21 protein-coding genes are annotated in these 24,055 nt (G+C 33.1%); 12 read left to right on the top strand and 9 right to left on the bottom strand.

Annotation, left to right across the window (positions count from 1 at the left end):
• The first annotated feature begins 85 nt into the window (after window positions 1-85).
• From AC5ZCW_RS11180 to AC5ZCW_RS11165, 4 genes are all read left to right on the top strand, one after another.
• Window positions 86-601: a hypothetical protein gene (locus AC5ZCW_RS11180; RefSeq protein ID WP_343544984.1), complete on the top strand. Its 516-nt coding sequence runs from the start codon at window positions 86-88 to the stop codon at window positions 599-601.
• 193 nt (window positions 602-794) lie between these two features.
• Window positions 795-1,376 carry a porin family protein gene (locus AC5ZCW_RS11175; protein ID WP_281633753.1) on the top strand — a complete coding sequence of 194 codons (582 nt, stop codon included), beginning with the start codon at window positions 795-797 and terminating at the stop codon, window positions 1,374-1,376.
• A 79-nt stretch (window positions 1,377-1,455) separates the two neighbouring features.
• Window positions 1,456-2,352 carry a site-specific tyrosine recombinase XerD gene (gene xerD, locus AC5ZCW_RS11170; protein ID WP_343544985.1) on the top strand — a complete coding sequence of 299 codons (897 nt, stop codon included), beginning with the start codon at window positions 1,456-1,458 and terminating at the stop codon, window positions 2,350-2,352.
• Between the two features lie 154 nt (window positions 2,353-2,506).
• A complete protein-coding gene (locus AC5ZCW_RS11165) occupies window positions 2,507-4,027 on the top strand; it encodes a sensor histidine kinase (protein ID WP_496119816.1) in 1,521 nt (506 codons plus the stop codon).
• A 70-nt stretch (window positions 4,028-4,097) separates the two neighbouring features.
• On the opposite strand, the gene rny is transcribed toward AC5ZCW_RS11165, so the two are convergent.
• The 3 genes from rny to AC5ZCW_RS11150 all read right to left on the bottom strand — a co-directional run bounded on the left by rny (window position 4,098) and on the right by AC5ZCW_RS11150 (window position 6,455).
• On the bottom strand, window positions 4,098-5,657 hold the full coding sequence (gene rny / locus AC5ZCW_RS11160; RefSeq protein ID WP_177212248.1) for a ribonuclease Y: 1,560 nt from the start codon (window positions 5,655-5,657) through the stop codon (window positions 4,098-4,100).
• A gap of 209 nt (window positions 5,658-5,866) precedes the next feature.
• Complete coding sequence (locus tag AC5ZCW_RS11155) at window positions 5,867-6,160, bottom strand: cell division protein ZapA (RefSeq protein ID WP_008464801.1); 294 nt, start codon at window positions 6,158-6,160, stop codon at window positions 5,867-5,869.
• A gap of 4 nt (window positions 6,161-6,164) precedes the next feature.
• On the bottom strand, window positions 6,165-6,455 hold the full coding sequence (locus AC5ZCW_RS11150; protein WP_008464802.1) for a hypothetical protein: 291 nt from the start codon (window positions 6,453-6,455) through the stop codon (window positions 6,165-6,167).
• 180 nt (window positions 6,456-6,635) lie between these two features.
• On the opposite strand from AC5ZCW_RS11150, the gene AC5ZCW_RS11145 reads away from it, so the two are divergent.
• The 4 genes from AC5ZCW_RS11145 to AC5ZCW_RS11130 all read left to right on the top strand — a co-directional run bounded on the left by AC5ZCW_RS11145 (window position 6,636) and on the right by AC5ZCW_RS11130 (window position 12,038).
• Window positions 6,636-8,318: a M23 family metallopeptidase gene (locus AC5ZCW_RS11145; RefSeq protein ID WP_496119813.1), complete on the top strand. Its 1,683-nt coding sequence runs from the start codon at window positions 6,636-6,638 to the stop codon at window positions 8,316-8,318.
• A gap of 12 nt (window positions 8,319-8,330) precedes the next feature.
• Window positions 8,331-10,796 carry a TonB-dependent receptor gene (locus AC5ZCW_RS11140; protein ID WP_496119811.1) on the top strand — a complete coding sequence of 822 codons (2,466 nt, stop codon included), beginning with the start codon at window positions 8,331-8,333 and terminating at the stop codon, window positions 10,794-10,796.
• 89 nt (window positions 10,797-10,885) lie between these two features.
• Window positions 10,886-11,605 carry a hypothetical protein gene (locus AC5ZCW_RS11135; protein WP_496119810.1) on the top strand — a complete coding sequence of 240 codons (720 nt, stop codon included), beginning with the start codon at window positions 10,886-10,888 and terminating at the stop codon, window positions 11,603-11,605.
• A gap of 19 nt (window positions 11,606-11,624) precedes the next feature.
• On the top strand, window positions 11,625-12,038 hold the full coding sequence (locus AC5ZCW_RS11130; RefSeq protein ID WP_496119808.1) for a hypothetical protein: 414 nt from the start codon (window positions 11,625-11,627) through the stop codon (window positions 12,036-12,038).
• Between the two features lie 95 nt (window positions 12,039-12,133).
• Here the strand turns inward: AC5ZCW_RS11130 and AC5ZCW_RS11125 are convergent, their stop codons facing one another.
• The 5 genes from AC5ZCW_RS11125 to AC5ZCW_RS11105 all read right to left on the bottom strand — a co-directional run bounded on the left by AC5ZCW_RS11125 (window position 12,134) and on the right by AC5ZCW_RS11105 (window position 18,374).
• A complete protein-coding gene (locus AC5ZCW_RS11125) occupies window positions 12,134-12,835 on the bottom strand; it encodes a hypothetical protein (RefSeq protein WP_496119807.1) in 702 nt (233 codons plus the stop codon).
• Between the two features lie 130 nt (window positions 12,836-12,965).
• Window positions 12,966-14,795, bottom strand: coding sequence for an ABC transporter ATP-binding protein (locus AC5ZCW_RS11120; protein ID WP_496119805.1), 1,830 nt, complete (start codon window positions 14,793-14,795; stop codon window positions 12,966-12,968).
• A 235-nt stretch (window positions 14,796-15,030) separates the two neighbouring features.
• Window positions 15,031-16,758, bottom strand: a complete 1,728-nt coding sequence (locus AC5ZCW_RS11115; protein WP_496119803.1) for a phospho-sugar mutase — start codon at window positions 16,756-16,758, stop codon at window positions 15,031-15,033.
• 120 nt (window positions 16,759-16,878) lie between these two features.
• A complete protein-coding gene (locus tag AC5ZCW_RS11110; RefSeq protein WP_111424571.1) occupies window positions 16,879-17,835 on the bottom strand; it encodes a glycosyltransferase family 2 protein in 957 nt (318 codons plus the stop codon).
• 8 nt (window positions 17,836-17,843) lie between these two features.
• On the bottom strand, window positions 17,844-18,374 hold the full coding sequence (locus tag AC5ZCW_RS11105) for a DUF4199 domain-containing protein (protein ID WP_343544992.1): 531 nt from the start codon (window positions 18,372-18,374) through the stop codon (window positions 17,844-17,846).
• A 248-nt stretch (window positions 18,375-18,622) separates the two neighbouring features.
• Here AC5ZCW_RS11105 and AC5ZCW_RS11100 point away from each other — a divergent pair, with 248 nt between their 5' ends.
• Window positions 18,623-18,877: a type B 50S ribosomal protein L31 gene (locus AC5ZCW_RS11100; protein ID WP_008464817.1), complete on the top strand. Its 255-nt coding sequence runs from the start codon at window positions 18,623-18,625 to the stop codon at window positions 18,875-18,877.
• Window positions 18,878-19,037: 160 nt separating this feature from the next.
• Complete coding sequence (locus tag AC5ZCW_RS11095; RefSeq protein WP_177212256.1) at window positions 19,038-20,213, top strand: GlmU family protein; 1,176 nt, start codon at window positions 19,038-19,040, stop codon at window positions 20,211-20,213.
• Between the two features lie 131 nt (window positions 20,214-20,344).
• On the opposite strand, the gene AC5ZCW_RS11090 is transcribed toward AC5ZCW_RS11095, so the two are convergent.
• A complete protein-coding gene (locus AC5ZCW_RS11090) occupies window positions 20,345-20,788 on the bottom strand; it encodes a PepSY-like domain-containing protein (RefSeq protein WP_496119799.1) in 444 nt (147 codons plus the stop codon).
• Window positions 20,789-21,033: 245 nt separating this feature from the next.
• On the opposite strand from AC5ZCW_RS11090, the gene AC5ZCW_RS11085 reads away from it, so the two are divergent.
• Window positions 21,034-22,668 (top strand): ABC-F family ATP-binding cassette domain-containing protein, encoded by a 1,635-nt coding sequence (locus tag AC5ZCW_RS11085; RefSeq protein WP_177212258.1) that lies wholly within the window; start codon window positions 21,034-21,036, stop codon window positions 22,666-22,668.
• A 238-nt stretch (window positions 22,669-22,906) separates the two neighbouring features.
• Window positions 22,907-24,055: a porin gene (locus tag AC5ZCW_RS11080; RefSeq protein ID WP_496119796.1), complete on the top strand. Its 1,149-nt coding sequence runs from the start codon at window positions 22,907-22,909 to the stop codon at window positions 24,053-24,055.

Here is a 24,055-nt window from a genome sequence, read left to right as displayed (position 1 = left end):
TACTTTTTAGGCTTTTTGTGGAGTTTATTTTGTAGGTCTAATCTTAGTTTTGTCCAATATTTAATCAAATAATATTTTAAAAATTATGAAAAAAATTGTTTTAGCTGCTATTGCAGTATTTGGTTTTACATTTGCTAACGCACAAGAACAAACAGCAAAAGGAAAATGGTTAATTGAGGCTAATACTGCTTTTGGTGGAGCTGATGCAAATGTTGGCAATACTAGTTTTAATTTGTCATCTAGAGATGGAGAGACTGAATGGGGGTTAGGAGTTGAAGGTGGTTACTTTGTTGCCAATAATTTAGCTGTTAAGGCTGGTTTAGGTTATAATGACTTTGGTCATAGCTCAAATGCTTTTTCTTATAAAGTTGGAGCGAAATATTATTTATTAAACAAGTTTCCTTTAGAGGCTTCTTACACAGGAGCAAGTATTAAAGATGCAGATGAAAACCCTTCTTATGTAGGATTACAAGGAGGATATGCTTGGTTTGTTGGAAAAAACATATCTATTGAGCCAGGACTTCGTTACAATATTTCTATGAACGAAGATTATGGAAAAGATGTTTTCCAATTAAACATTGGTTTTGCATTACACTTCTAATATTTAGTTAATAGTGTTTTTTGAGAGCCTTTCCAGAAATGGAAAGGCTTTCTTTTATTCTGATCTTTTGATAAATTCATGATCTCTTAACAATTAGTACATTAGTTACTATTTTATTTGTTAAATTCCTAATATAGATTTATGAAGAATATTTTTATATTTGACGCATTAATTTAACCCAAAACAAATTAGAATGAAAAAAATTATTTTATCTGCCATTGCAATTATGGCTTTTGCATTCTCAAATGCTCAGGAAACAAGATTTGGAATAAAAGGAGGTCTTAATATTTCAAGTATTGTTGGTGGTGATGTGAGAGATGCTAATTCATTAGTAGGATTTCATATTGGTGGTTTAGCTGAAATCCACGTCGTAGAAAAGTTTTATATTCAACCAGAGCTTTTATTCTCTACTCAAGGAGCTAAATTTGATGGACCTTTTGGAACTAATGAAGATGTAAAATTAAACTATTTAAATGTTCCAGTTTTGGCGAAGTATTATATTGTTGACAAAAAATTTAGTGTAGAAGCGGGGCCACAACTTGGTTTTTTACTATCAGCTAAATCTGATAGTTTTGATATTAAAGACGATACAAAATCGGTGGATTTTGGATTTAATTTCGGAGCAGGTTATAGTTTTACTGATAATTTTTCAGTTGGTCTTCGTTATACTGTGGGCTTATCTCCTATTTGGGATGACAATATTGATGATTCAGAAGATTTGTATGATAGTGCGAAAAATGGTAATTTCCAGATTTCTTTGGCTTACAAATTCTAATCTGAATTTTTAAATATTTAAAGAACCTTCCCGATAACGGAAGGTTTTTTTATGCCAAAAAATCACTTACTTTGTAAATATGAATTGGAGTAGATATATAAAAGATTATCAGTCGTATTTGAGGATAGAGAGAGGTTTGTCTAAAAATACGATCGAAAATTACGGCTTTGATATTGAACGTTTATGTCTGTTCTTGGAAACCAATCAGATTGATGTTTCTCCGATAAAAATTTCCGACGAAACTTTACAGCAATTTATTTATACGGTAGCCAAAGAAGTTAATCCAAGATCGCAGGCAAGGATTATTTCTGGACTCAAAAGTTTCTTTAATTATTTGGTTTTTGAAGATTATAGAAATGATAATCCTTTAGAATTAATTGAAGCTCCAAAAACAGGTCGCAAATTACCCGATACTTTATCGCTTCCGGAAATCGATACTTTAATTGAAACAATTGATTTAAGTACTAATGAAGGAGAGCGTAACCGTGCAATGCTCGAAACGCTTTATGGTTGCGGACTTCGTGTTTCTGAACTGATCTCACTTAAAATTTCGGATCTTTACTTTGATGAAGGTTTTATTAAAATTACCGGTAAAGGAAACAAGGAAAGATTTGTTCCGATCGGACCGCTAACTCAAAAATACATTGATATTTATAGAAATGCGATTCGCTGCAACCTCAATATTAAAAAAGGAGCAGAAGATACTTTGTTTTTAAACAGAAGAGGGAGTCAATTAACACGTGCGATGGTGTTTACAATCATTAAAGATCTCGCGCAAAAAATGGGGCTTAAAAAGAGTATCAGCCCCCATACACTGCGACATTCTTTTGCAACTCATCTGCTTGAAAATGGTGCTGATTTAAGGTCAATTCAGTTGATGCTTGGGCACGAATCAATTACAACAACTGAAATTTATGTGCATCTGGATCGCAGTTTTTTGAAAGAAGTAATGTATAGTTTTCATCCAAGAAAATAATTTTTTTGCAGTATGATATGTTTTTGATTTGAAAATTTATATATTGTGTTAAAATTTTGTTTTAATTTGAATAAAAAGCACTAAAACGTTGTAGTTTGTCTTTGCTTTTTCTGAATAAGTTCTGAATATCTTATTTACATAAAAGAAGTAGTATATGGTTTTTGATTTATATGGAAATGACGATTGCTTGGAGGTAAATAATTTTTATAAAAAATTGTTGGCCGAAATGCCCGACCTGCTTTTTCAGTTTGTTATTGATGCGGATAATAATTACACATTTCCTCTTGTAAGTAAATCGGCAGATGAAATATTTGAACTTTCTGCAGCAGATTTTAATAACGATATGAAGTTTATAGTTTACGATCGAATTTTACCTCAGGATCGTGAACCTTTTTTTCAATCTTTGGTCAAAGCTAGAAAAGAAATAAAACCTTGGGAAATTGAGTTTAGAGCGACTCTTCCTAAAAAAGGAATTCGCTGGTTCAGGGTATCCTCAAAAACAGAATCTTCCACAAACGGGAGTGTGATTTTTTACGGACATGTTTCGGATATTACCGAATTGAAAGATAAGGAAGAAAAGCTTAGAATTTCTGAAGAGCGTTTTCAATTTGCTCTCGATGCCTCTACCGCTGGAATCTGGGATTGGGATATGGTCACAAATAGTGTTTTTTATTCTTCTTTGTCTCTTAAAATCTTGGAGCTGGAATCTACTGATATTTTTGACGATCCTGAGCGATGGGATAAAATTGTGCATCCAGATGATCTTCCAAAATATTATTCAGATATTCATGATCATTTTGATAATAAGATTCCGTTTTACGAAAATTATCATCGTGTAATGACTTCTAGTGGTAATTATAAATGGATTTTGGACCGTGGAAAAGTGATTAAACGCGACGAAAATGGAAAACCTCTGCGTGTAATTGGAACACATACCGATGTTTCGGCTCAGAAAGAAAAAGAACTTGAGCTTATGAAAACCATGAAGCTGTATAGTGATCAGAATAGCCGTTTGTTGAATTTCTCACATATTGTTTCGCACAATTTAAATACACAGGCAGGAAATATAAAATCGATTTTAGACCTTATTGATGCCGATGTCAGCAAGCAGACTGTGGCAGAAATGCTGGAATATTTGCGTGCCGTTTCTAACGATCTGAATGAAACCATTTCAAATCTGACTCAAATCGTTAAAACGCAGAGCAATATTAATATCGCTGTGGTTCCGTTAAAACTATGTGAGTATATCGAAAAAACTATTTCGATGATCAAAGGCTACGATAAACAGCGTAAAGTGACAATTATAAATAATGTTCCGAAGTATTTAACGATTAATTTTAATCCGGCTTATATGGAGAGCGTTTTGTTGAATTTTACCACAAATGCAATCAAATATGCGCATCCAGATCGTGATCCCGAAATTACTTTTGATTTTGCAATCGAACCAGAAGGCTTTAAGTCACTTAAGATTACAGATAATGGACTTGGAATCGATTTGAAAGTCTATGGCGATTTGTTGTTTGGTATGTATAAAACTTTTCATAAACATGAAGAAGCGCGAGGTATAGGATTGTATATTACCAGAAATCAAATTGAAGCAATGAAAGGAACTGTTGAAGTAGAAAGTGAAGTAGGAGTAGGAACAAGCTTTAAAATCATTTTTAATGATATGTAGAGCTTTAGATCGTAGATAAAAATAAAGGCTGTCAATTGACAGCCTTTATTTTTATTTATTGTTTCTTGGATTATTTAGCAATATTTACAGCTCTTGTTTCTCTAATAACTGTAACTTTTACCTGTCCAGGATAAGTCATTTCTGTTTGGATTTTTTGTGAAATCTCGAAAGATAGGTTTGCAGCATTATCATCAGAAACTTTTTCACTTTCTACAATTACACGAAGCTCTCTACCAGCTTGGATTGCGTAAGCGTTTTTAACACCGCTGAATCCGTAAGCTACATCTTCAAGATCTTTTAGACGCTGGATGTAAGAATCAAGAACCTGACGTCTTGCCCCTGGTCTTGCTCCAGAAATAGCATCACAAACCTGAATAATTGGAGATAATAAAGATTTCATTTCAATCTCGTCATGGTGCGCTCCAATAGCGTTGCATACTTCTTCTTTCTCGCCATATTTCTCAGCCCACTGCATACCTAAAAGTGCGTGTGGTAAATCACTTTCTGTATCTGGCACTTTTCCGATATCGTGTAATAAACCAGCTCTTTTTGCCAACTTCACATTAAGTCCTAATTCTGCAGCCATAATACCGCAAAGCTTAGAAACTTCTCTTGAGTGCTGTAATAAGTTTTGTCCGTAAGAAGAACGGTATTTCATTCTACCTACAACTTTAATTAATTCAGGATGTAAACCGTGAATTCCTAAGTCAATAACGGTACGTTTACCAACTTCGATAATTTCATCATCGATTTGTTTAGCCGTTTTAGCAACAACTTCTTCGATACGTGCCGGGTGAATACGTCCGTCAGTTACAAGTTTGTGTAGAGACAAACGAGCAATTTCTCTGCGAACAGGATCGAAACAAGAAAGAATAATTGCTTCTGGTGTATCGTCAACAATAATTTCAACTCCAGTTGCAGCTTCCAGCGCTCTAATATTACGTCCTTCACGTCCGATAATTCTACCTTTTACATCGTCAGATTCTATGTTGAAAACAGATACACAGTTTTCTACTGCTTCTTCTGTTCCAACTCTTTGGATAGTGTTGATGATGATTTTTTTAGCTTCTTGCTGCGCAGTAAGCTTTGCCTCTTCAATAGTCTCTTGAATATGAGACATTGCTTTTGTTTTAGCTTCAGCTTTTAAGCCTTCTACTAATTGTTCTTTTGCTTCTTCTGCAGAAAGACCAGAGATTACTTCTAATTGCTGTAATTGGCTTTTGTGAAGCTTTTCAACTTCAGCTTGTTTTTTGTCTAAAACTTCAATTTTGTTTTCGTATTCAGCTGTTCTTGCTTCAAAATCGTCGTTTACTTTTTTAGCTTTAGAAAGTTCGTTAGAAACTTGAGATTCTTTATCGCGAACACGTTTTTCTACTTCAGCCACTTTTTTGTCACGTGCTAAAATAACTTGTTCGTGTTCTGATTTTAGTTCGATAAAACGCTCTTTTGCTTGAAGAATTTTATCTTTTTTGATGTTTTCTGCTTCTAAATTAGCGTCTTTTAAAATAGAAGCTGCTTCTTTTTTAGCGTTTTTAATTAGGTTTGAAATATTACTTTTCTCGATAATTTTAGCTATTGCAAATCCTGCCGCAATACCTACAATACCAATAATGATCGTTATGATGTCCATGTTTGTTAGGGTTTATATATAAAAAAAGCCTACATTAATTGCTTGTATAAACTCGTAAAGACAAGTTTTGAGCTAACTCACTGTTCAAGTTTCCCAGCCAAAAGGAGGGCATACTATAGTAGCGACGATTTGCTCATTCTAAATTGTTAGTGTTGAGTTTACCAATTGTGAACTAATGTAGGCAGTATCTTAGTTTCTGTAAAGAACGTTTAATTTTCGAGATATTGATCTAAAAGCGTGTTTAATCTTTTAATTCTTTCGATAGTTTCCTCTCCATCGATTGCATTATCAATTTGTTTTTGTTCTACTTGCGATGCAAATTGCAATGCACACATGGCTAGAACATCTTGTTTGTCACGAACCGCGTAATTTTCTTCGAACTGCTTGATCATGGCATCAATTTTTTTAGAAGCACTTCTAAGTCCTTCTTCCTGAGCGGGTTCAACCGTAAGTGGGTAAACGCGGTCGGCAATTGATATTTTAATTCTAAGCTTTCCGTCCATATTATTAATCTGATAGTTGCGCTATACAGTAATCAATTTCGCGAATTAATGAATTTATTTTAAGCTTTGTCTCTCTCTTGTTATTGTCGCTGCCAAGCAACGAATTGGCTATCTTAAGTGTTTCATTTTGCTTCTTCAAAGCTTCCATTTCCTCAGATTGTTTCTGGATAATTTGCGCAGCTTTGGCTAGTTCTAATCGTAATACTTGATTGTTTTGCTCAAAAGCCTTTGATTTTTCAAATAGCTTTTCAACTTTATATTCAAGAGTATCAATTATTTCTGCAATTACACTCATTATACATCCTATTCATTACTTAATCATACAAAGTTAGTATTCCTTTTTATTAATGCAATTTTTTATCGATTTTTTTACATTAAAAATAGGCAAATAAATGAAATTCAAGTTATTGTGTTTTTATGGGGGTTTTGCTCGGTTTTACCCTCTTAATTTTTTATCTTAGCAAAAATGTTGTTTATGAGATTTTCTGTACTTACCCTTCTGTTTTGTAATTTTATATTTGCTCAAGCACAATATCCAAAAGACTATTTCCGACCTCCATTAGATATTCCAATGCAGCTTTCGGGCAATTTTGGAGAACTAAGGCCGAATCATTTTCATGCTGGTTTTGATTTAAAAACGAATCAAAGAGAGGGGCTAAGTGTACACGCAATAGCTGATGGATATGTTTCTAGGATTAAAATTTCTACTTTCGGGAACGGAAAATGTATTTACATAACCCATGCAAACGGTTATACATCTGTTTACGGACATTTGCAGACGCCAGTTGGACCAATTTTGGATTATGTGAAAAAAACACACTACAAGGAAAAAGCGTATGAAATAGAAATGTTTCCAAAACCAGATGAACTTCCTGTTAAAAAAGGTGATATAATTGGACTTTCTGGAAATACAGGTTCGTCAGAAGGACCGCATCTTCATTTTGAAATTCGAGATACTAAGACAGAATTTGTGATCAATCCGATTTTCTTTGGCTTTGACCAAAATTTAAAAGACACCAAAAAGCCAACTTTGTCTAGTTTGTATGTTTATCCATTAGATAATGCTACAGTAAATCAGTCAAAACAGCCTTTGCTGGTAAATATGGCGCTTCAAAAAGACGGAACTTATCTAGCTTCAAAAGTGAAAGCAAACGGAAAAATTGGTTTCGGAATTAATGCAGTAGACACAGATGATGTATCGCATAATAAAAATGGGGTTTTTAATGTGTCAACTTTTTTAAACGGAAATCAGAATTATAACTATCAATTTAATACCTATTCTTTTGATGAAATGCGTTATGTAAATGCATTGATAGATTATTCTCGTTATAAAAAATCGGGACAGCGCGTGCAGAAACTTTTTATGAAAACGCCTTTTGCATTAAGCATTATCAAAACAGATTCTCTTCGCGGTATTGTAAAAGCAGAGCCTAATTTAACTTCAAATTATAAAATAGAAGTTTCGGATTATTTTGGGAATATGAATTCGATTACGGTTCCAATTGAATATGACGCTGCGATACCTCTTGTGGAGTCAGAGTCGGTTAATGGGAAATATTTCATCAAGTATAATAGAGATGCTAATTTTGAGAAAGATAATATGTCAGTTTTCTTTCCAGCTGGAACTTTTTACGATGATTTTAATATGAATTTTGATGTGAAAAATAACAAAGTTTATATTCATGATGATACGGTTCCTGTGCATTCTAATTTTACTATTACCATAAAAGATGACACTTATCCAGAGTCTTTAAGAGATAAATTTTATATTGCTAAAGGAACAAGTTTTAATGGAACCATTAGAAAAGGTGATGTTTTTACGGCGAAAGCAAAAATATTGGGAACATACGGTTTAGTTCTTGATACGATTCCGCCAGTTGTTAAAATTGCAAAACCAATTGAAGGAAAATGGATTAGTGATCAAAAGAAAATTGATTTTACAATAAGCGATTCTCTGTCTGGAATAAAATCGTATAACGGTTATCTAAACGGAAGCTGGGTTTTGTTTGAATACGAAAATAAAGCCAGAAGAATCACTCATACTTTTGAGGATCAATATTTAGCAGAAGGTGAAAATGTATTAAAAGTTGAAGTTGTTGATAATGTAGGAAATACTACTATCTTTGAAACTCGTTTTTTTAGAAGTCAACAAAAATAAAACCCAAAATCTTTGAGTTACAATAGGTTTACATTCGCTTTTCTTTTTTTATTTTTCAGCTGTATTGCTTTGGCTCAAAATGCTCGCGTGAAAGGGCTGATTTTAGATGCAGAAAAACATCCTGTTGCAAGCGTAAATGTCTCTTCGCAGGAAACTTCTGTGCAGTCTGATGCAAATGGATTTTATGAAATTGCAATTCCATCAAACAAAAAAGTTTCTCTGATTTTTACTCACCTTTCTTTAAAAATGATGAGTTTGACTGTCAGTTTAAAAACAAATGAAGTTTTTGTTTTTAATCCGATCATGAGCAATTCTGAAGAACAAATGGGAGAAGTTTTTGTTTCTTCTGGAAATAGAAAACGAGTTCAGGGAATAACATCAATTGATACCGAAACTATAAAGAAAATTCCAGGTGCCAATGCTGGAATCGAAAATATTCTAAAAACACTTCCGGGCGTTAATTCAAATAATGAATTGAGTACACAATACATGGTGCGTGGTGGAAATTATGACGAAAACCTAGTTTATGTAAATGAGGTAGAAGTATATCGCCCGTTTTTAATTCGTTCAGGACAACAGGAAGGATTAAGTTTTACCAATACCGATTTGGTTCAAAATGTTGAATTTTCCGCTGGCGGATTTCAGGCAAAGTTCGGAGATAAATTGTCTTCGGTTTTAGATATTACCTATCGAAAGCCAACTCGGTTTGGTGCTGCCTTTGAGGCAAGTTTTTTAGGAGGAAGTGCAGCTGTTGATGTGGTTTCGAAAAATAAAAAATGGTCAGCTGTAACAGGAGTCCGCTACCGAAACAATAGTCTTTTGGTAAATAGTCAAGATACAGAAACGAACTATAAGCCAACTTTTGCAGATATTCATACCAATATAAATTATGATATTTCTGAGAAATGGCAAATGAGCTTTTTAGGAAATATTTCTCAGAATAAATATTCGTATCAACCGTTAGTCCGCCAGACAAATTTTGGAACAGCAGATCAGCCTATGGCTCTTGCTGTTTATTATGATGGGCAAGAAAAAGATCAATACGATACTTATTTTGGTGCTTTAAAAACTACTTATAAAGCATCGCCTTCACTGACTCTTAAATTGATTGGTTCTTTGTTTCATACTACAGAACAAGAGCATTTTGATATTTTGGCACAATATCGTTTAGGAAATGTAAATGCAGAAGATTCAGAAAATGCATCTGCAGTTGATTTTACGCGGGGAATTGGTTCTCAGCTGAATCATGCTCGAAATGATCTCGACGCTTTAATTGCAAATATCGAATTGAAAGGAATTAAAGATTGGAAAGAAAGCCAATTGGAATTTGGTTTAAAATATACCAGAGAATCTATTCGAGATCGAGTAGTGGAGTGGGAAGTTATTGATTCGGCAGGTTTTTCTATTAATCCGCCGTTGGTTATTCTTCCAAAAAATAATCAGCCTTATGCACCTTATACGGGACCGCTTTTGCCATATCAGAATATTCGAGCGACCAATTTTAATACCATAAATCGATTCTCGGGTTACGCGCAATGGAACAAACAATCAGAAATTGGTTCGAGTCAGATCTGGTATCATTTGGGAGCGCGTTTTCAGGGTTGGAATGTTGCAGGAGCTCTAGAAGAAGGAAAAACACAATTTGTAGTAAGTCCGCGTGCGCAATTTGCGATAAAACCAGATTGGGATAGCGATATGGTTTTTAGAATTTCGGGAGGGTTATATCATCAACCGCCATTTTATAGAGAATTGCGTGATCTGGATGGAGTTGTAAATCCAAATGTAAAAGCTCAGGAAGCAGTTCATGTGGTTTTGAGTAACGATTATAACTTTAAAATGTGGAACCGCCCTTTTAAATGGGTGACGGAACTGTATTATAAATCGCTTTCAGATGTTAACGTTTATTCAATAGATAACGTTCGAATTCGTTACGTTGCTAACAATAATGCGAAAGCCTATGCACAAGGGCTTGATTTTAGATTAAATGGCGAATTTGTGCCAGGAACAGAATCTTGGATAAGTTTTGGATATTTGAAAACGGAAGAAAATTATGAAAACAAAGGTTATATAGCCCGCCCGACAGATCAGCGTTTGAAATTTGCGATGCTGTTTCAGGATTATATGCCAAATATTCCAAGTGTGAAAGTATATTTGAATTTGGTTTATAATACCGGTTTGCCTGGCGGTGCGCCAGCATATTCAGATCCGTATTTATATCAAAACCGATTGAATGATTATAGAAGAGCTGATATTGGTTTTGCAAAAGTTTTTGTAGATGCTAGTACGCAAAATACAAAAAAAGGCTGGCTGAAAAACTTTAAAGAATTAGCTGTTGGATTGGAAATTTTCAATCTTTTCAATAATCAAAACGCTATTACGAATACTTGGGTTCGTGATGTGTATTCAAAAAATCAATATGCGATTCCAAATTATATGACTTCGAGGGTTTTTAACGTTAAGATAAATGCGAGGTTGTAATCTGCTTCGCAATTGTTCAGTAAAATTCAATAAAACTCAAAAATACAATCAAAAATAGTATATTTGATAATTGTATATAATCATTGTAGATGAAAAAGTATTTTAAATATATCGCCTTAATACTTGTCGGAACAGTAATCAGCTGTCGAGAAGAAGTTCAAAAACCAAAAGTAAGTTATGGCGTTTCAAATAAAGTAAGTGTTACAAAAGCCGATACAACTCAAATTGAAATTGCAGATCTTCCTATTCAGTTGGAAGGGACTAATTATTTAATTCATCCAGTTGGAGATTTGAGAGTTTATGAAAGAGGCTCAAAAGCTCGTTATGGTTCTTCGAGTGTTAATGATGTGAGTTTTACAATTTCTAATTTAGGCGAGTATGAAATTACAGGATATCTTCAGAATTTAAAATTTCAAAAAGTAGATTCAGATTCTATCCGACCATTATCTGATAAACCAGTTCTGATTTTAACAGCAACGTATTTAAAAACGGTTGCAGATCGAACGCATAATAATGTGATGGTTTATACACTGACAGATTCTGATACCAATAAAGATGGTAAAATAGACACTAGCGATATTAAAACTTTATATTTAAGTGACATCAGCGGAGAAAATTTCACGAAAGTTTCAGCAGATCTTCAGGAGTTGGTAGATTGGAGTTTGATCGAATCTAAAAACCGTTTGTATTTTAGAACTATTGAAGATACAAATCAAAACGGACAGTTTGATAAAAATGATGTTCTTCATTACAATTATATAGATTTAGCTTCTAAGAAATGGGAGGTTAAGTCCTATAAGCCGATATAGTTTTTAATAATTTTTTTGAATGCATTCTGAGGAAGAAGTTGAAGGCTATGAAAAAGGAATTAAAATAGTGAAACGAATTTTTATGCCTATTTTTCTCCTTACTATTATTGGGGCATATTTCGTTGGAAATTCAATAGGATATATAGAAAGGGAATATAAAGAAGCTAATGAATATAGTTTTTCTGGAGTAGTTTATGAAAAGAAAATAGAAGGAGGAGATGGATATCGTTTTCCTCATTATTTATTTTTGAATTCAGGAATTAGATGGCAAGTGAGTAGTGAACTATATCATAAAATGGAGATTGGTGATTCTGTGATGAAAAAATCTAAATCTGATTCTGTTTATTATTATAAAAAGGATGGCCAAATAATCATTGAAGATCAAAATTTGGATTTTAGAAATAGGTATTTAGAAAAACTCAAAGAGAAATAATTATCTTAAGATTTTTTTCTGCACTTTTATTGATGCTTTTTAATCAGCATAAGAAAAAAAACTTAGCATCTTAGCCTCTCAGAACCTTAGCAATTTCAAATCAATATATCACTTTCTAGATCCGATTTTTCGATTTCAAAACCAAAACCTAAACGTTCAACTAATTCAATTACCAGTTTTTTGTACCAGTTTTCAGATTTTGGGTGAATGTATATTTTTTCGATCAATTGATTGATGTCGACGTTGATTTTTAATCCGTCGTTTAATTTGATGTCGCTTTTTGAAGTGTCACTCAGAATTCTAACTTCTCTTTCGTATTGAAAACTTTTTCTTTTAAATAAAAACGGAAAGAATAAATCATCAAACGGAATATATTCTTTTTTGTAGTCAATGTAATTTACTTCGCCAATATACTGATCAAAATTGTTTTCAGGTCTCACTGCTTTCTGTAGTCTTTTAATAGTAGATTGAATAGCTAAACCTTCATTGTTTTTGGTAAAAATTTGCCACATGGCAAAGGATTCATATTCGTTAATATGCCAACTGCTAATCGCTACTTTTTCGCGATGCGTTTTGTAGTAGTTCAAAAACTCTGGATTATCTGCAGCAAGTTTTTTAATCTCTTCGTAAGTCGGTTCGCTAAAAGTGCCTTCGTATTGGTCTTCAAACTTGTCCGAACGCGACATAAAAAGTTTCTTAGAAAGCAATAAATCAAGAAATTTAGATAAGTCTAGATATTTCCAAACAATAGTATCGGGATCGTCGGGAAGTTTTATGTTGGGGTTGTTAAGATACATTTTCTTTAGATTAAATGATTTCAATCTTTAACTAATCTAAAGTTATAAAAATAAACACAGATTAAAGAAATTAAACTGAGTTTTAATATTTCCTTAATCTGTGCATTATTAATTTAGCATTAATGATTTCTTACGATTCGAAAGACTGCATTGTTACCAGTTTATTGTAAGTTCCGTTTTTAGCAATTAATTCATCGTGGGTTCCTTGCTCAACGATTTTTCCTTTCTGCATTACTACAATCATATCTGCTTTTTGAATTGTAGAAAGACGGTGCGCAATTACGATTGATGTTCTATTCTGCATCATGTTTTCTAGCGCTATCTGAACAAATTTTTCACTTTCTGTATCCAATGCCGATGTTGCTTCGTCTAGAATCATAATCGGCGGGTTTTTTAATACTGCGCGAGCGATCGATAAACGCTGTTTTTGACCTCCTGAAAGTTTGTTTCCGCTGTCTCCAATATTGGTGTAAATACCTTTTGGAAGATCTTTAACGAACTCATAGGCATTGGCGATTTTTAAAGCTTCGATAATTTCATCATCAGTAGCGTCTAATTTTCCTAAAGAAATATTGGCTTTTATGGTGTCATTAAATAAGATACTGTCTTGCGTTACCAATCCCATCAAACTTCTCAGTGAGTGAAGATTCATGTCTTTAATGTTGATTCCGTCTATAGAAATTGAACCTTCGTTTACATCATAAAAACGAGTAAGCAGGTTTGCAATTGTACTTTTCCCGCTTCCAGATTGTCCTACAAGTGCAACAGTTTGTCCTTTTTTAATTTCAAGAGAAAAATCTTTTAGTACATTTTCGTCTTCATATTTGAAATTGATATTTTGAACCGTAATATTATTATCAAACGTTGTTTTCTCGATTGCGTTCTCTTTAGAAACAATTGTGTTTTCTTGATCTAAAACTTCAAGAACACGCTCTGCGGCAGCGTTTCCTCTCTTTACTCCATATGAAGCTTTAGAAATTGCTTTTGCTGGTGTAAGAATGTTGTAAGCCAATCCCATGTAAGCAATAAATGAAGGGCCGCTTAGGGTTTTATCAATCAAAACCATTTGACCTCCATACCATAATAAAATGGCAATAACGGTAATTCCCATAAATTCACTTGCTGGCGAAGCTAAGTTCTGACGGTTTCCTATTTTATTTGATAAATTGAAAAAACGCTGAGTTGAATTTTGAAAAACGGCATTGAAATAATTTTCAGAATTATAACCTTTTACGACTTTTAATCCGCCAATAGTTTCTTCAATCGTAGATAAGAAAGTACCTTGTTCTTCTTGTGCTTTTGTAGATTGTTTTTTCAATTGTTTTCCAATTAAAGAAATAATATAGCCTGAAATCGGAATGAAAATAAAGACGAACAATGTTAGTTTAGTGCTAATAATTAACATTGTTGTAATAGTGAAAATAATCGTTAAAGGTTCTTTTACGATAAGCTCTAATATGGCCAAAAATGAGTTTTGAACCTCATTTACGTCAGCTGAAATTCTTGAGATAACATCCCCTTTTCTTTTCTCAGAATAAAATGCCAAAGGAAGTTCCAATGTTTTTTTATACATCGCATTTCGCATGTCTTTTAAAACGCCATTTCGTAAAAAAGTAATAAAAAACATTGCTAAATAATCGGCTAAGTTTTTTAGTAAGAAAATCGAAATTATGATCGTCACCATTATGGCTAAAATATAGCCAGGATCGTGATTGCCTTTTGTAGTGGTTATGTAGTAGCTTAAATAGTCTTCACCATATTGCTGCAATTTTAAAATTCCTTCATAAACCGGTTTTTCATGTCTGGCTTTTGTCTGATCAAATAAAACTTGAAGCATTGGGATTAAAGCAACAAACGAAAGTGTGCTGAAAAGTGCATACAAAATATTGAAAAAGATATTTAAGAACGCATACTTCTTATATGGGTATATAAAAGGAACTATTTTTTTGAAATTACTCATTTATTTTTGGATATTATTTTTTCTGCTTGGTTATGCTTGTTTGAGTTTTAGCTAGTGAATTTGTACTGCACAAAATTAATCCAATTGGATTGTTTTCAATTTCTTTTTGGTTTTTTTTATAAAAAAAACTCTGATTTTGCATCTTTAAGAAATGCAAATCAGAGTCTTAATTGTTTGGAACTCCTTGCTTTTTAAAGGCTATTTGTAAATGGTGATACTTTTAAAAAGAGCTTACTTAATTCAATTTCATATCTGCGATAATGTTCTGAATTTTTCCGTCTAAGAATTTTTCTGCTTCATCAAAATCTGCAACCGATTCGATTTCGGCATTTACACTGATATAGAATTTGATTTTTGGTTCAGTTCCGCTTGGTCTCGCGCAAATTTTAGAACCATCTTCTGTATAATAAATCAGCACATTCGATTTTGGAATATCCATTGTTGATTCTGAACCGTCCAATAAATTTAAAGCAATAGAAGATTGATAATCTTCAACCATAATTACACGCTGGCCATTGATTTCTTTCAAAGGATTTTCGCGTAAATCGATCATCATCTGATTGATTTCCTGTAAGCCTTCCATTCCTTTTTTAGTTAAAGAAACTAAGAATTCTTTATAGAAACCATTTTCAACATAAAGCTGTAAAAGTTCTTTGTAAACTGAGCTTCCTGCTGCTTTAGCTTGAGCTGCAACTTCGCAGATTAATAAGGTTGCCGCAACAGCATCTTTGTCTCTAACGGCGTCACCAACCATAAATCCGAAACTTTCTTCACCACCTCCGATAAATTCAAGTTCAGGAAAATCTTTAATCATTTTTGCAATCCATTTAAAGCCAGTTAATCCAACTTTACACTCTACGCCATAGCTTGTAGCCAATTCCATCATCATTGGAGTTGAAACAATTGTAGAGCCAACGAATTGTTTTCCGTTAAGTTTACCTGCTTTTTTCCATTGTTTCAATAAGAAAGAAGTCATTAAAACCATGGTTTGGTTTCCGTTTAATAAAATCATTTTGCCATCATTGTTGCGAACAGCAACTCCTAAACGATCGCAATCAGGATCTGTTCCTACTACAATGTCAGAATTTGTTTTATCTGCTAAAGCCAAAGCCATAGTTAAAGCTTCTGGTTCTTCTGGGTTTGGCGATTTTACTGTTGGGAAATCTCCGTCTGGTACAGCTTGTTCTGGAACAATATGAACATTTTTGTATCCAGCTTGCGATAAAACATCTGGAATTGATTTTATAGAAGTTCCGTGCAATGAAGTAAACACAATATGAAGATTGTCTTTGGCTTCAGCTGGAGTATTAAAACTTGCGTTTTCGATAGATGATTTTATAAATGCTTTGTCAAGTTCTGTATCAATGTATTCAATTAAACTCTCATTTGCATTGAATTTGATTTTATCATAACCTAAGCTTTCAATCACATTGACAATTTCTTTGTCTTGTGGAGGAACAATTTGTCCTCCGTCTTGCCAATAAACTTTGTATCCGTTGTATTCTGGCGGATTATGAGAAGCTGTTAAAACAATTCCGCATTGGCATTTTAAATATTTAAGTGCAAAAGATAATTCTGGTGTTGGCCTTAAGTCAGAGAATAGGTAAACCTGAATTCCGTTTGCTGAGAAAACATCGGCAACAACTTTTGCTAAAGTATTGCTGTTATGACGACAATCATAAGCAATAACCACTTTTAAAGGCTCGTTTGGGAAAACTTTATGCAGGTAATCAGATAATCCCTGAGTGTTTTTTCCAAGCGTATATTTGTTGATTCTATTGTCACCAACACCCATAACACCACGCATTCCTCCAGTTCCGAATTCTAAGTTTTTGTAAAAACTCTCTTCCAGTTCTTTTGGAGAAGTGGTCATTAATTCTTTAACTGCAGCTTGCGTTTCTTGGTCAAATGTTGGTGTTAACCATTCATTGACTGCGTTTAGTATGTTTGGTGCTATATTCATTTTGATTTCGTTTTTATTTATCTAAAAATAGATTTTTATAGAGGGTTAACGGTGCTATATACAATATTTTTGTGCCTTAATTAAAAACGGATTATAAAATCCTGCGTAAAGACAAAAAAATTAAAAATTAACCTCTCTTGCTACTTTATATCTTGCTTCATTATTTTTTGTTCTTAAAATAATTTCACCCAAGAATCCTGCTAGAAATAACTGAGTTCCAAGAACCATGGTAGTTAAAGCAATATAAAACCATGGATTATTGGTGACTAAACTGTATTTCATTCCAGTATACATATGGTATAGTTTGGAAACTCCAATATATCCGGCAGCTAAAAATCCTATAATAAACATTAAGGAGCCCATAGCGCCAAATAAGTGCATTGGTCTTTTTCCGAATCTTGATAAAAACCAGATAGTAATTAAATCTAGAAAGCCGTTTATAAAACGCTCCATTCCAAATTTAGTCTCACCATATTTTCTAGCCTGATGAATGACTACTTTTTCTCCAATTTTTCCGAATCCGGCATTTTTAGCCAAAACAGGAATGTATCGGTGCATTTCGCCAGAAACTTCAATATTTTTTACTACGACATTTTTGTAAGCTTTCAATCCGCAGTTAAAATCATTTAGCTCAACACCAGAAGTTTTTCGGGCTGCCCAGTTAAATAATTTTGAAGGAAGATTTTTAGCTACAACAGAATCATAACGTTTCTTTTTCCAACCAGAAACCAAATCATATTTCTGAGCTGTAATCATTTCGTACAATTCAGGAATTTCGTCTGGACTGTCTTGCAAGTCGGCATCCATTGTAATGATAACATCGCCTTTTGCTTTTGCAAAACCAGCATGTAAAGCTTGAGATTTTCCGAAATTTTTCATGAAACGAATTCCTTTTACATTTGGATTTTCGTTAGAGAAACCTTCAATAATCTGCCAAGAATTATCTGTACTACCATCATCTACAAAAATGATTTCATAAGAGTAATTGTTAGACTGCATCACTTTAATGATCCATGTGTAGAGTTCTTTAAGTGATTCCTCCTCGTTTAGAAGCGGTATAAGTATAGATAAATTCATTTATATTTTTATTCTTGTGTAGATTTGCTTTTAAAAAATGCTGCGAAAATTAATCCGAAAATTGCGCTTACAACCATAGCAAAAACTGATCCTTTTAATAATTCAAATGTAGAATACGGATTGCTTTCTTTCATTTTGGCAACAGCTTCATTAATAGAAGCGGCTGGTGCGCCAAATTTCTGCATCATACCAATAGTATATTTGATCATAATTTCGCTCAAAGTATCTTTTGCGCCTGGATCAATTACATTAAACAATACAATGTTAAAAGTTGTAGATATTAAAATACCAATTACTGCCGCTATAAAATAAGTAGTAAAAGCGTCTTTAAAAGGGAAAACACCGTTTAAATCTCTTTTGGTTTTAGAAAGTAAAATAATACTAATTGTAAGACTTATTACGATTCCTATTATTCCCATCCACCAAGCTGTAAATAAATTTAAATCAACAGCATAGATAGTGGCAGTAACCAAAGCCGACGCAATTCCGATCATTACACCATACGTAATACCGTTCTTTTTTATAACTTCATTAATCATATTTCGATATGTTTAAAATTAATCCACAAATATAGTAATTCCCACTATAATCGGATATAAAAAAAGCTTTTCGAAATAAACTAAAAAAAAGTAGGCTAACTGTTTGTTTATTAAAAAAGAATTGTAAATTTGCACACTCAAAAATAATTAAATTTTTAAACAAAAAAGAGTATTATTTGTTTACACCTTTTTCTAACCATGAAAAAGCTTCAAAATAAAAGTGCTCCAAACAATAAATAAAAGAAAAGATGAAAAAAGGAATTCACCCAGAAAATTACAGATTAGTTGCATTTAAAGACATGTCGAATGATGAGGTTTTTATCACTAAATCTACTGCAGATACAAAAGAAACAATTGAAGTTGACGGAGTTGAGTATCCAGTTGTAAAAATGGAGATTTCTAGAACATCTCACCCTTTTTATACTGGTAAATCTAAACTTATCGATACTGCAGGACGTATTGATAAATTCAAAACTAAATATGCTAAACACGCTAAAAAATAATAGCTGTTTTAAATTATACAAAAGCCTTCCAATTCTGGAAGGCTTTTTTTATGCGTTAAATATTACTTTTCGTTAAAGTGGTTTTTTACTAAACCGGTAAAATATTTGTAACTTTGAAGCCAGGTAACCAAATCAAATTTTAACAAACACTCAATTATTTATGAACTACATTCTTTTCGACGGCCCCGTTCGGAATGCTTTATTACCCTTTACTTTTACAAGACCAGTGGCGGATATTTTGGTTGGAATTATGACAATTCGCCAGAAATGGGAAAAATATTTAGGTTCTACAATCACTACTATAACCGAAGAATATTTGTCTGAAAAATTTCCAATGGTTGAAATGGAAGAAAACGTTATGATCAACGCAGCGTATTTACCAAATGATACTCTTGCTGAGATGGTTTCTAATTTAACTGAAAACCAAGCGATTTTTAAAGGAGAAGATGTAATAGCATTTTTTACGAACGAGAATCAGGAAGAAGTCGATTTTGATTCTTACGAAATTATTCAGTACAACGAAGATTGTATCACGATTGAGCATACATGGGATATTTTTTCTAAAAATGATGCAGCGATTCGTCAGGATTTTAAATATCTAACTGAAGATCGTACGTCGCAGCCTATTCCAAAAAGCGTAAATGTAATTTCGCCAGAAAATATTTTTATTGAAGAAGGAGCAAAACTAGAGTTTGTAACTTTAAATGCATCAACTGGTCCTATATATATAGGTAAAAATGCCGAAATTATGGAAGGAACTGTAATTCGCGGACCATTTGCTTTGTGCGAAAATGCAATGGTAAAAATGTCAGCCAAAGTATATGGAGCAACAACTGTTGGGCCTGGATCTAGAATAGGAGGCGAGGTTAAAAATTCAGTTCTTTTTGCAAATTCAAATAAAGGACATGAAGGATTCTTAGGGGATTCTGTTTTAGGTGAATGGTGTAATATTGGAGCAGATTCTAATAACTCAAACCTAAAAAACAATTACGAAGAAGTCAAATTATGGAGCTACGAAACAGAAGGTTTTGCTAAAACGGGACTTCAGTTTTGCGGTTTAATGATGGGAGATCACAGTAAATGCGGAATCAATACCATGTTTAATACGGGAACAGTGGTTGGTGTAAGCGCTAATATTTTCGGAAGCGGATTTCCTCGCAATTTTGTTCCAAGTTTTTCTTGGGGAGGCGCTGCAGGATTTACGACTTATGTAACTAAGAAAGCTTTTGAAACAGCAAGGTTAGTGATGAGCCGAAGAAATATAGAGTTCGATGCAACGGAAGCTGCAATTATGGAGCATATTTTCGAAGAAACTAAAAAATGGAGAAAAGATTAATGAGGTAATTAGTCAATTTGAAAATTAGATAATTTTTACAACCCGACAGGTTTCAAAAACCTGTCGGGTTTTGTTATTTTATGGTTTTGAGAATTTTCTAATTTCCTAATTGACACATTCTCTAATTTTACTTATTTGTCAATCTTAATAAAATCTCCTTTTAAATTGAATTTTAATTCTAAACCATTGGTTAGTTTTGTTTCGTAGCCAGAACTTCCAAGTTCGATTTTGGTTACGTCTTCTTTAGGGAAGTTTGATTTTATATAAGAAGCAATTTTTTTGGGAATAATAGATTTTGGAATTTTATCATTTTTAGCATCCACTTCTTTCCAATTTCCTTTTTTATCAAATTCAATCTCAATTTTGTTGTCATATTGTACTTTGTACTCTGTAGAAAGAATTTCTTTGTCTTCTAATATGTAACTTGGCTTTTTCGATCCGAAATGTGTTTTTAGAAAGGTTTGTGCGTTTCCTGGTAAAGCTTCCTTCTTAATTACGGTTTTTTGAGCATTTGCAGTAAGTCCAAATAGTAATCCTGCAATTAAGTAGACGGTCAGTTTTAATTTCGTTCTCATATTTTGCTGATTTTTAAATTATTATACAAGGTAAGATTAAAATTTTAAAATGTGGTAAAACCAAGTAATGTTTCGTTCATTGCGATTTAGGTGTTATTTAATTGGTATATTATCTAATTGGCACATTTTCAAAATTATCTAATTATCAAATTGGGACATTATCTAATTAAATCTATCTTTGCAGCACGAAAAAAATGGGTAGTCAGTCAAACGATTAACCGATTAAACAAAATTCACAAACACAAATGATTACAGTTAATGATATTTCGGTTCAATTTGGTGGAACTACACTTTTTAGCGATGTTTCTTTTGCTATTAATGAAAATGATAAAATTGCCCTTATGGGTAAAAATGGTGCAGGAAAATCTACACTTTTAAAGATAATTGCAGGAGCAAACAAACCTTCAACCGGAAGTATTTCTGCTCCGAAAGAAGCTGTAATCGCTTATCTGCCTCAGCATTTGCTTACCGAAGATGGTGCTACTGTTATGGAAGAAGCATCAAAAGCTTTCAGTGAGATTTTTAAAATGAAATCTGAAATCGATGAGATCAATGAGCAACTGACAGTTCGTACTGATTATGAAAGTGACGAATACATGAAATTGATCGAAAGAGTTTCTGATTTAAGCGAGAAATTTTATGCTATCGAAGAAGTGAACTACGAAGCAGAAGTTGAAAAAATATTAGTTGGTTTAGGTTTTGAAAGAGAAGATTTCGCACGTCAAACTTCAGAATTTTCAGGAGGATGGAGAATGCGTATCGAGTTGGCGAAGATTTTATTGAGAAAACCAGATTTGATATTGTTGGATGAGCCAACAAACCACATGGATATTGAAAGTATTCAATGGTTAGAAGATTTCTTATTGACTCAAGCAAAAGCAGTTGTGGTAATTTCGCACGATAGGGCGTTTGTAGATAATATTACAAATCGTACGATCGAGGTGACAATGGGAAGAATTTACGATTACAAAGCAAAATATTCTCATTACTTAGAATTAAGAAAAGATCGTAGAATTCACCAACAAAAAGCGTATGATGAACAACAGAAAATGATTGCTGAAAATCGTGCTTTTATTGAGCGTTTCAGAGGAACATTTTCTAAAACAGATGCTGTTCAGTCTCGTGTCAAAATGCTTGAGAAACTAGAAATAGTGGAGGTTGATGAAGTTGATACATCTGCATTGCGTTTAAAGTTCCCGCCAGCGGCACGTTCTGGTCAATATCCAGTTATTGTGAAAGAAATGTCTAAAGCATACGGAGATCATGTTGTTTTTAAAGATGCAAATATTGTAATCGAACGCGGTCAGAAAGTAGCTTTTGTTGGAAAGAATGGTGAAGGAAAATCAACAATGATTAAAGCCATTATGAAAGAAATTGGTGTTGATTCTGGAAGTGTTGAAATCGGACATAATGCTCAAATTGGGTATTTTGCTCAAAATCAAGCGGCACTATTAGATGAAAATGCTACCATTTTTGAAACTATTGATAGTATTGCTGTTGGAGATATCAGAACGCAGATTAAAAATATTTTAGGAGCTTTCATGTTTCAAGGAGATGATATTACTAAAAAAGTAAAAGTGCTTTCGGGAGGTGAAAAAACGCGTTTGGCAATGATTAAATTATTGTTGGAGCCAGTTAACTTGTTGATTCTGGATGAGCCTTCGAATCACTTGGATATGAAAACTAAAGATATTATTAAAGATGCTCTACGTGATTTTGACGGAACTTTAATCTTGGTTTCGCACGATCGTGATTTTTTAGACGGTTTGGCTACTAAAGTTTTTGAATTTGGAAATAAAAGAGTAAAAGAACATTTTGAAGATGTAGCTGGTTTCTTGGCTCATAAGAAAATGGATTCTATGAGAGAAATTGAAAAATAAGTATTTTAAATATAAAATTCTAAAGGGCATAAGTTTAATTCTTATGCCCTTTTTTTATTGCTGTTTATTTTGATAACAGTATTTTAATGCAATTTTATTTACATAACGAATCTTTTTTTGTTATTTTAGTATTCTCATTTCGTGTTGACTAATAAAGAGTTAATTTTTTTTTGCCTAAAGACTATAAGTCGATTTTTAAAATCGCTATAGAGATTAACATTTCATTTATTTTAAGCCTATGAATAAAAGTCTACTCCTACGAATTCTTTTTATTATAACCCCATTTTTTTTACATGCCCAAGATAATGTCAGTCAAGGAACTGATAAAAAAGAAAATGAAGAAGTAAAATATCCACAGTTTCAATTAAAAGGACTTCTCCAAGCCAGATATTTGGAAAGTTTTGGCGATAATGTAGATGTTTTAGGAAATCAGCACTCAACTGGAGATGTAACCCAAAGTTCTTTTGATATAAAAAGAATGCGTGTTGGGCTAAATACCAAATTAAGCGAAACAACAGAAATTGTAATTCTGGTCAATCTAGCAGATTTTAAATCGGATACAAAAGGCAAAGTTCTTGAGAATGCCTACGGGAAATATACTTTTAATAAATATATTGCTTTAACAGGAGGGCAATTTCGTCCTGCTTTTGGTATTGAGGAGCTTGTTCCTGTAGATATTATTAAATCTTTCGATTTTTCGAATCAGTATTATGAATTCGGAAAAAATGGATGGACAAGTTTCCAAATTGGTGCATCGGCAACAGGAGCTTTTGATATTGGAAAAATTCCTGTGAATTATGCTGTTTCAGTTTTAAACGGAAACGGAAAAAATCAGGAAATGGACAAAGACAACGGAAAACAATTTTCTTCTAGATGGGTTTTTGGTTTGTCAAAAGAACATAAAATAAATCTTGGTTTAAACGGCGGTTTCGGAAAAGTTTTTAAAGAAGATGTTTTTGCAATCGGCGCAGATATTACAAGCGATTTTAAGCTGACGGATAAATTTAGTTTTGATTTGCAGATAGAATACAAGCAGGGAACAAACCATAATTTGTACTATTCGCTTCCAGTTACTGGCAGAACAGATAATGTTGCCGATTATCAGATGAGAGGAATTTATTTTCTTCCGAATTTGAGATATGTAGTAGATTATAAAAAGCTTACAGCACTTGAATTGTCTTGTCGTTACGAAACTTTCGATCCAAGTTATAAAATCAATTCAAATGTACGCACCACTTATACGCCAATGGTTAGTTTAGAATTCGGAAAATCGTATACAGGCCGTATTGAAATGGGATTTGAAATTGATAGATTCGATAAAAGTATTCCAGATACATTAAACTATAATAATGATTTGTTTTTAATTCAGTTGCAGCTCAGAATTTAA

Source organism: Flavobacterium sp. PLA-DH12 (assembly GCF_059511845.1).
The sequence above is the reverse complement of the archived record's forward strand: the minus strand, read 5'-3'. Positions and strand labels throughout refer to the sequence as shown.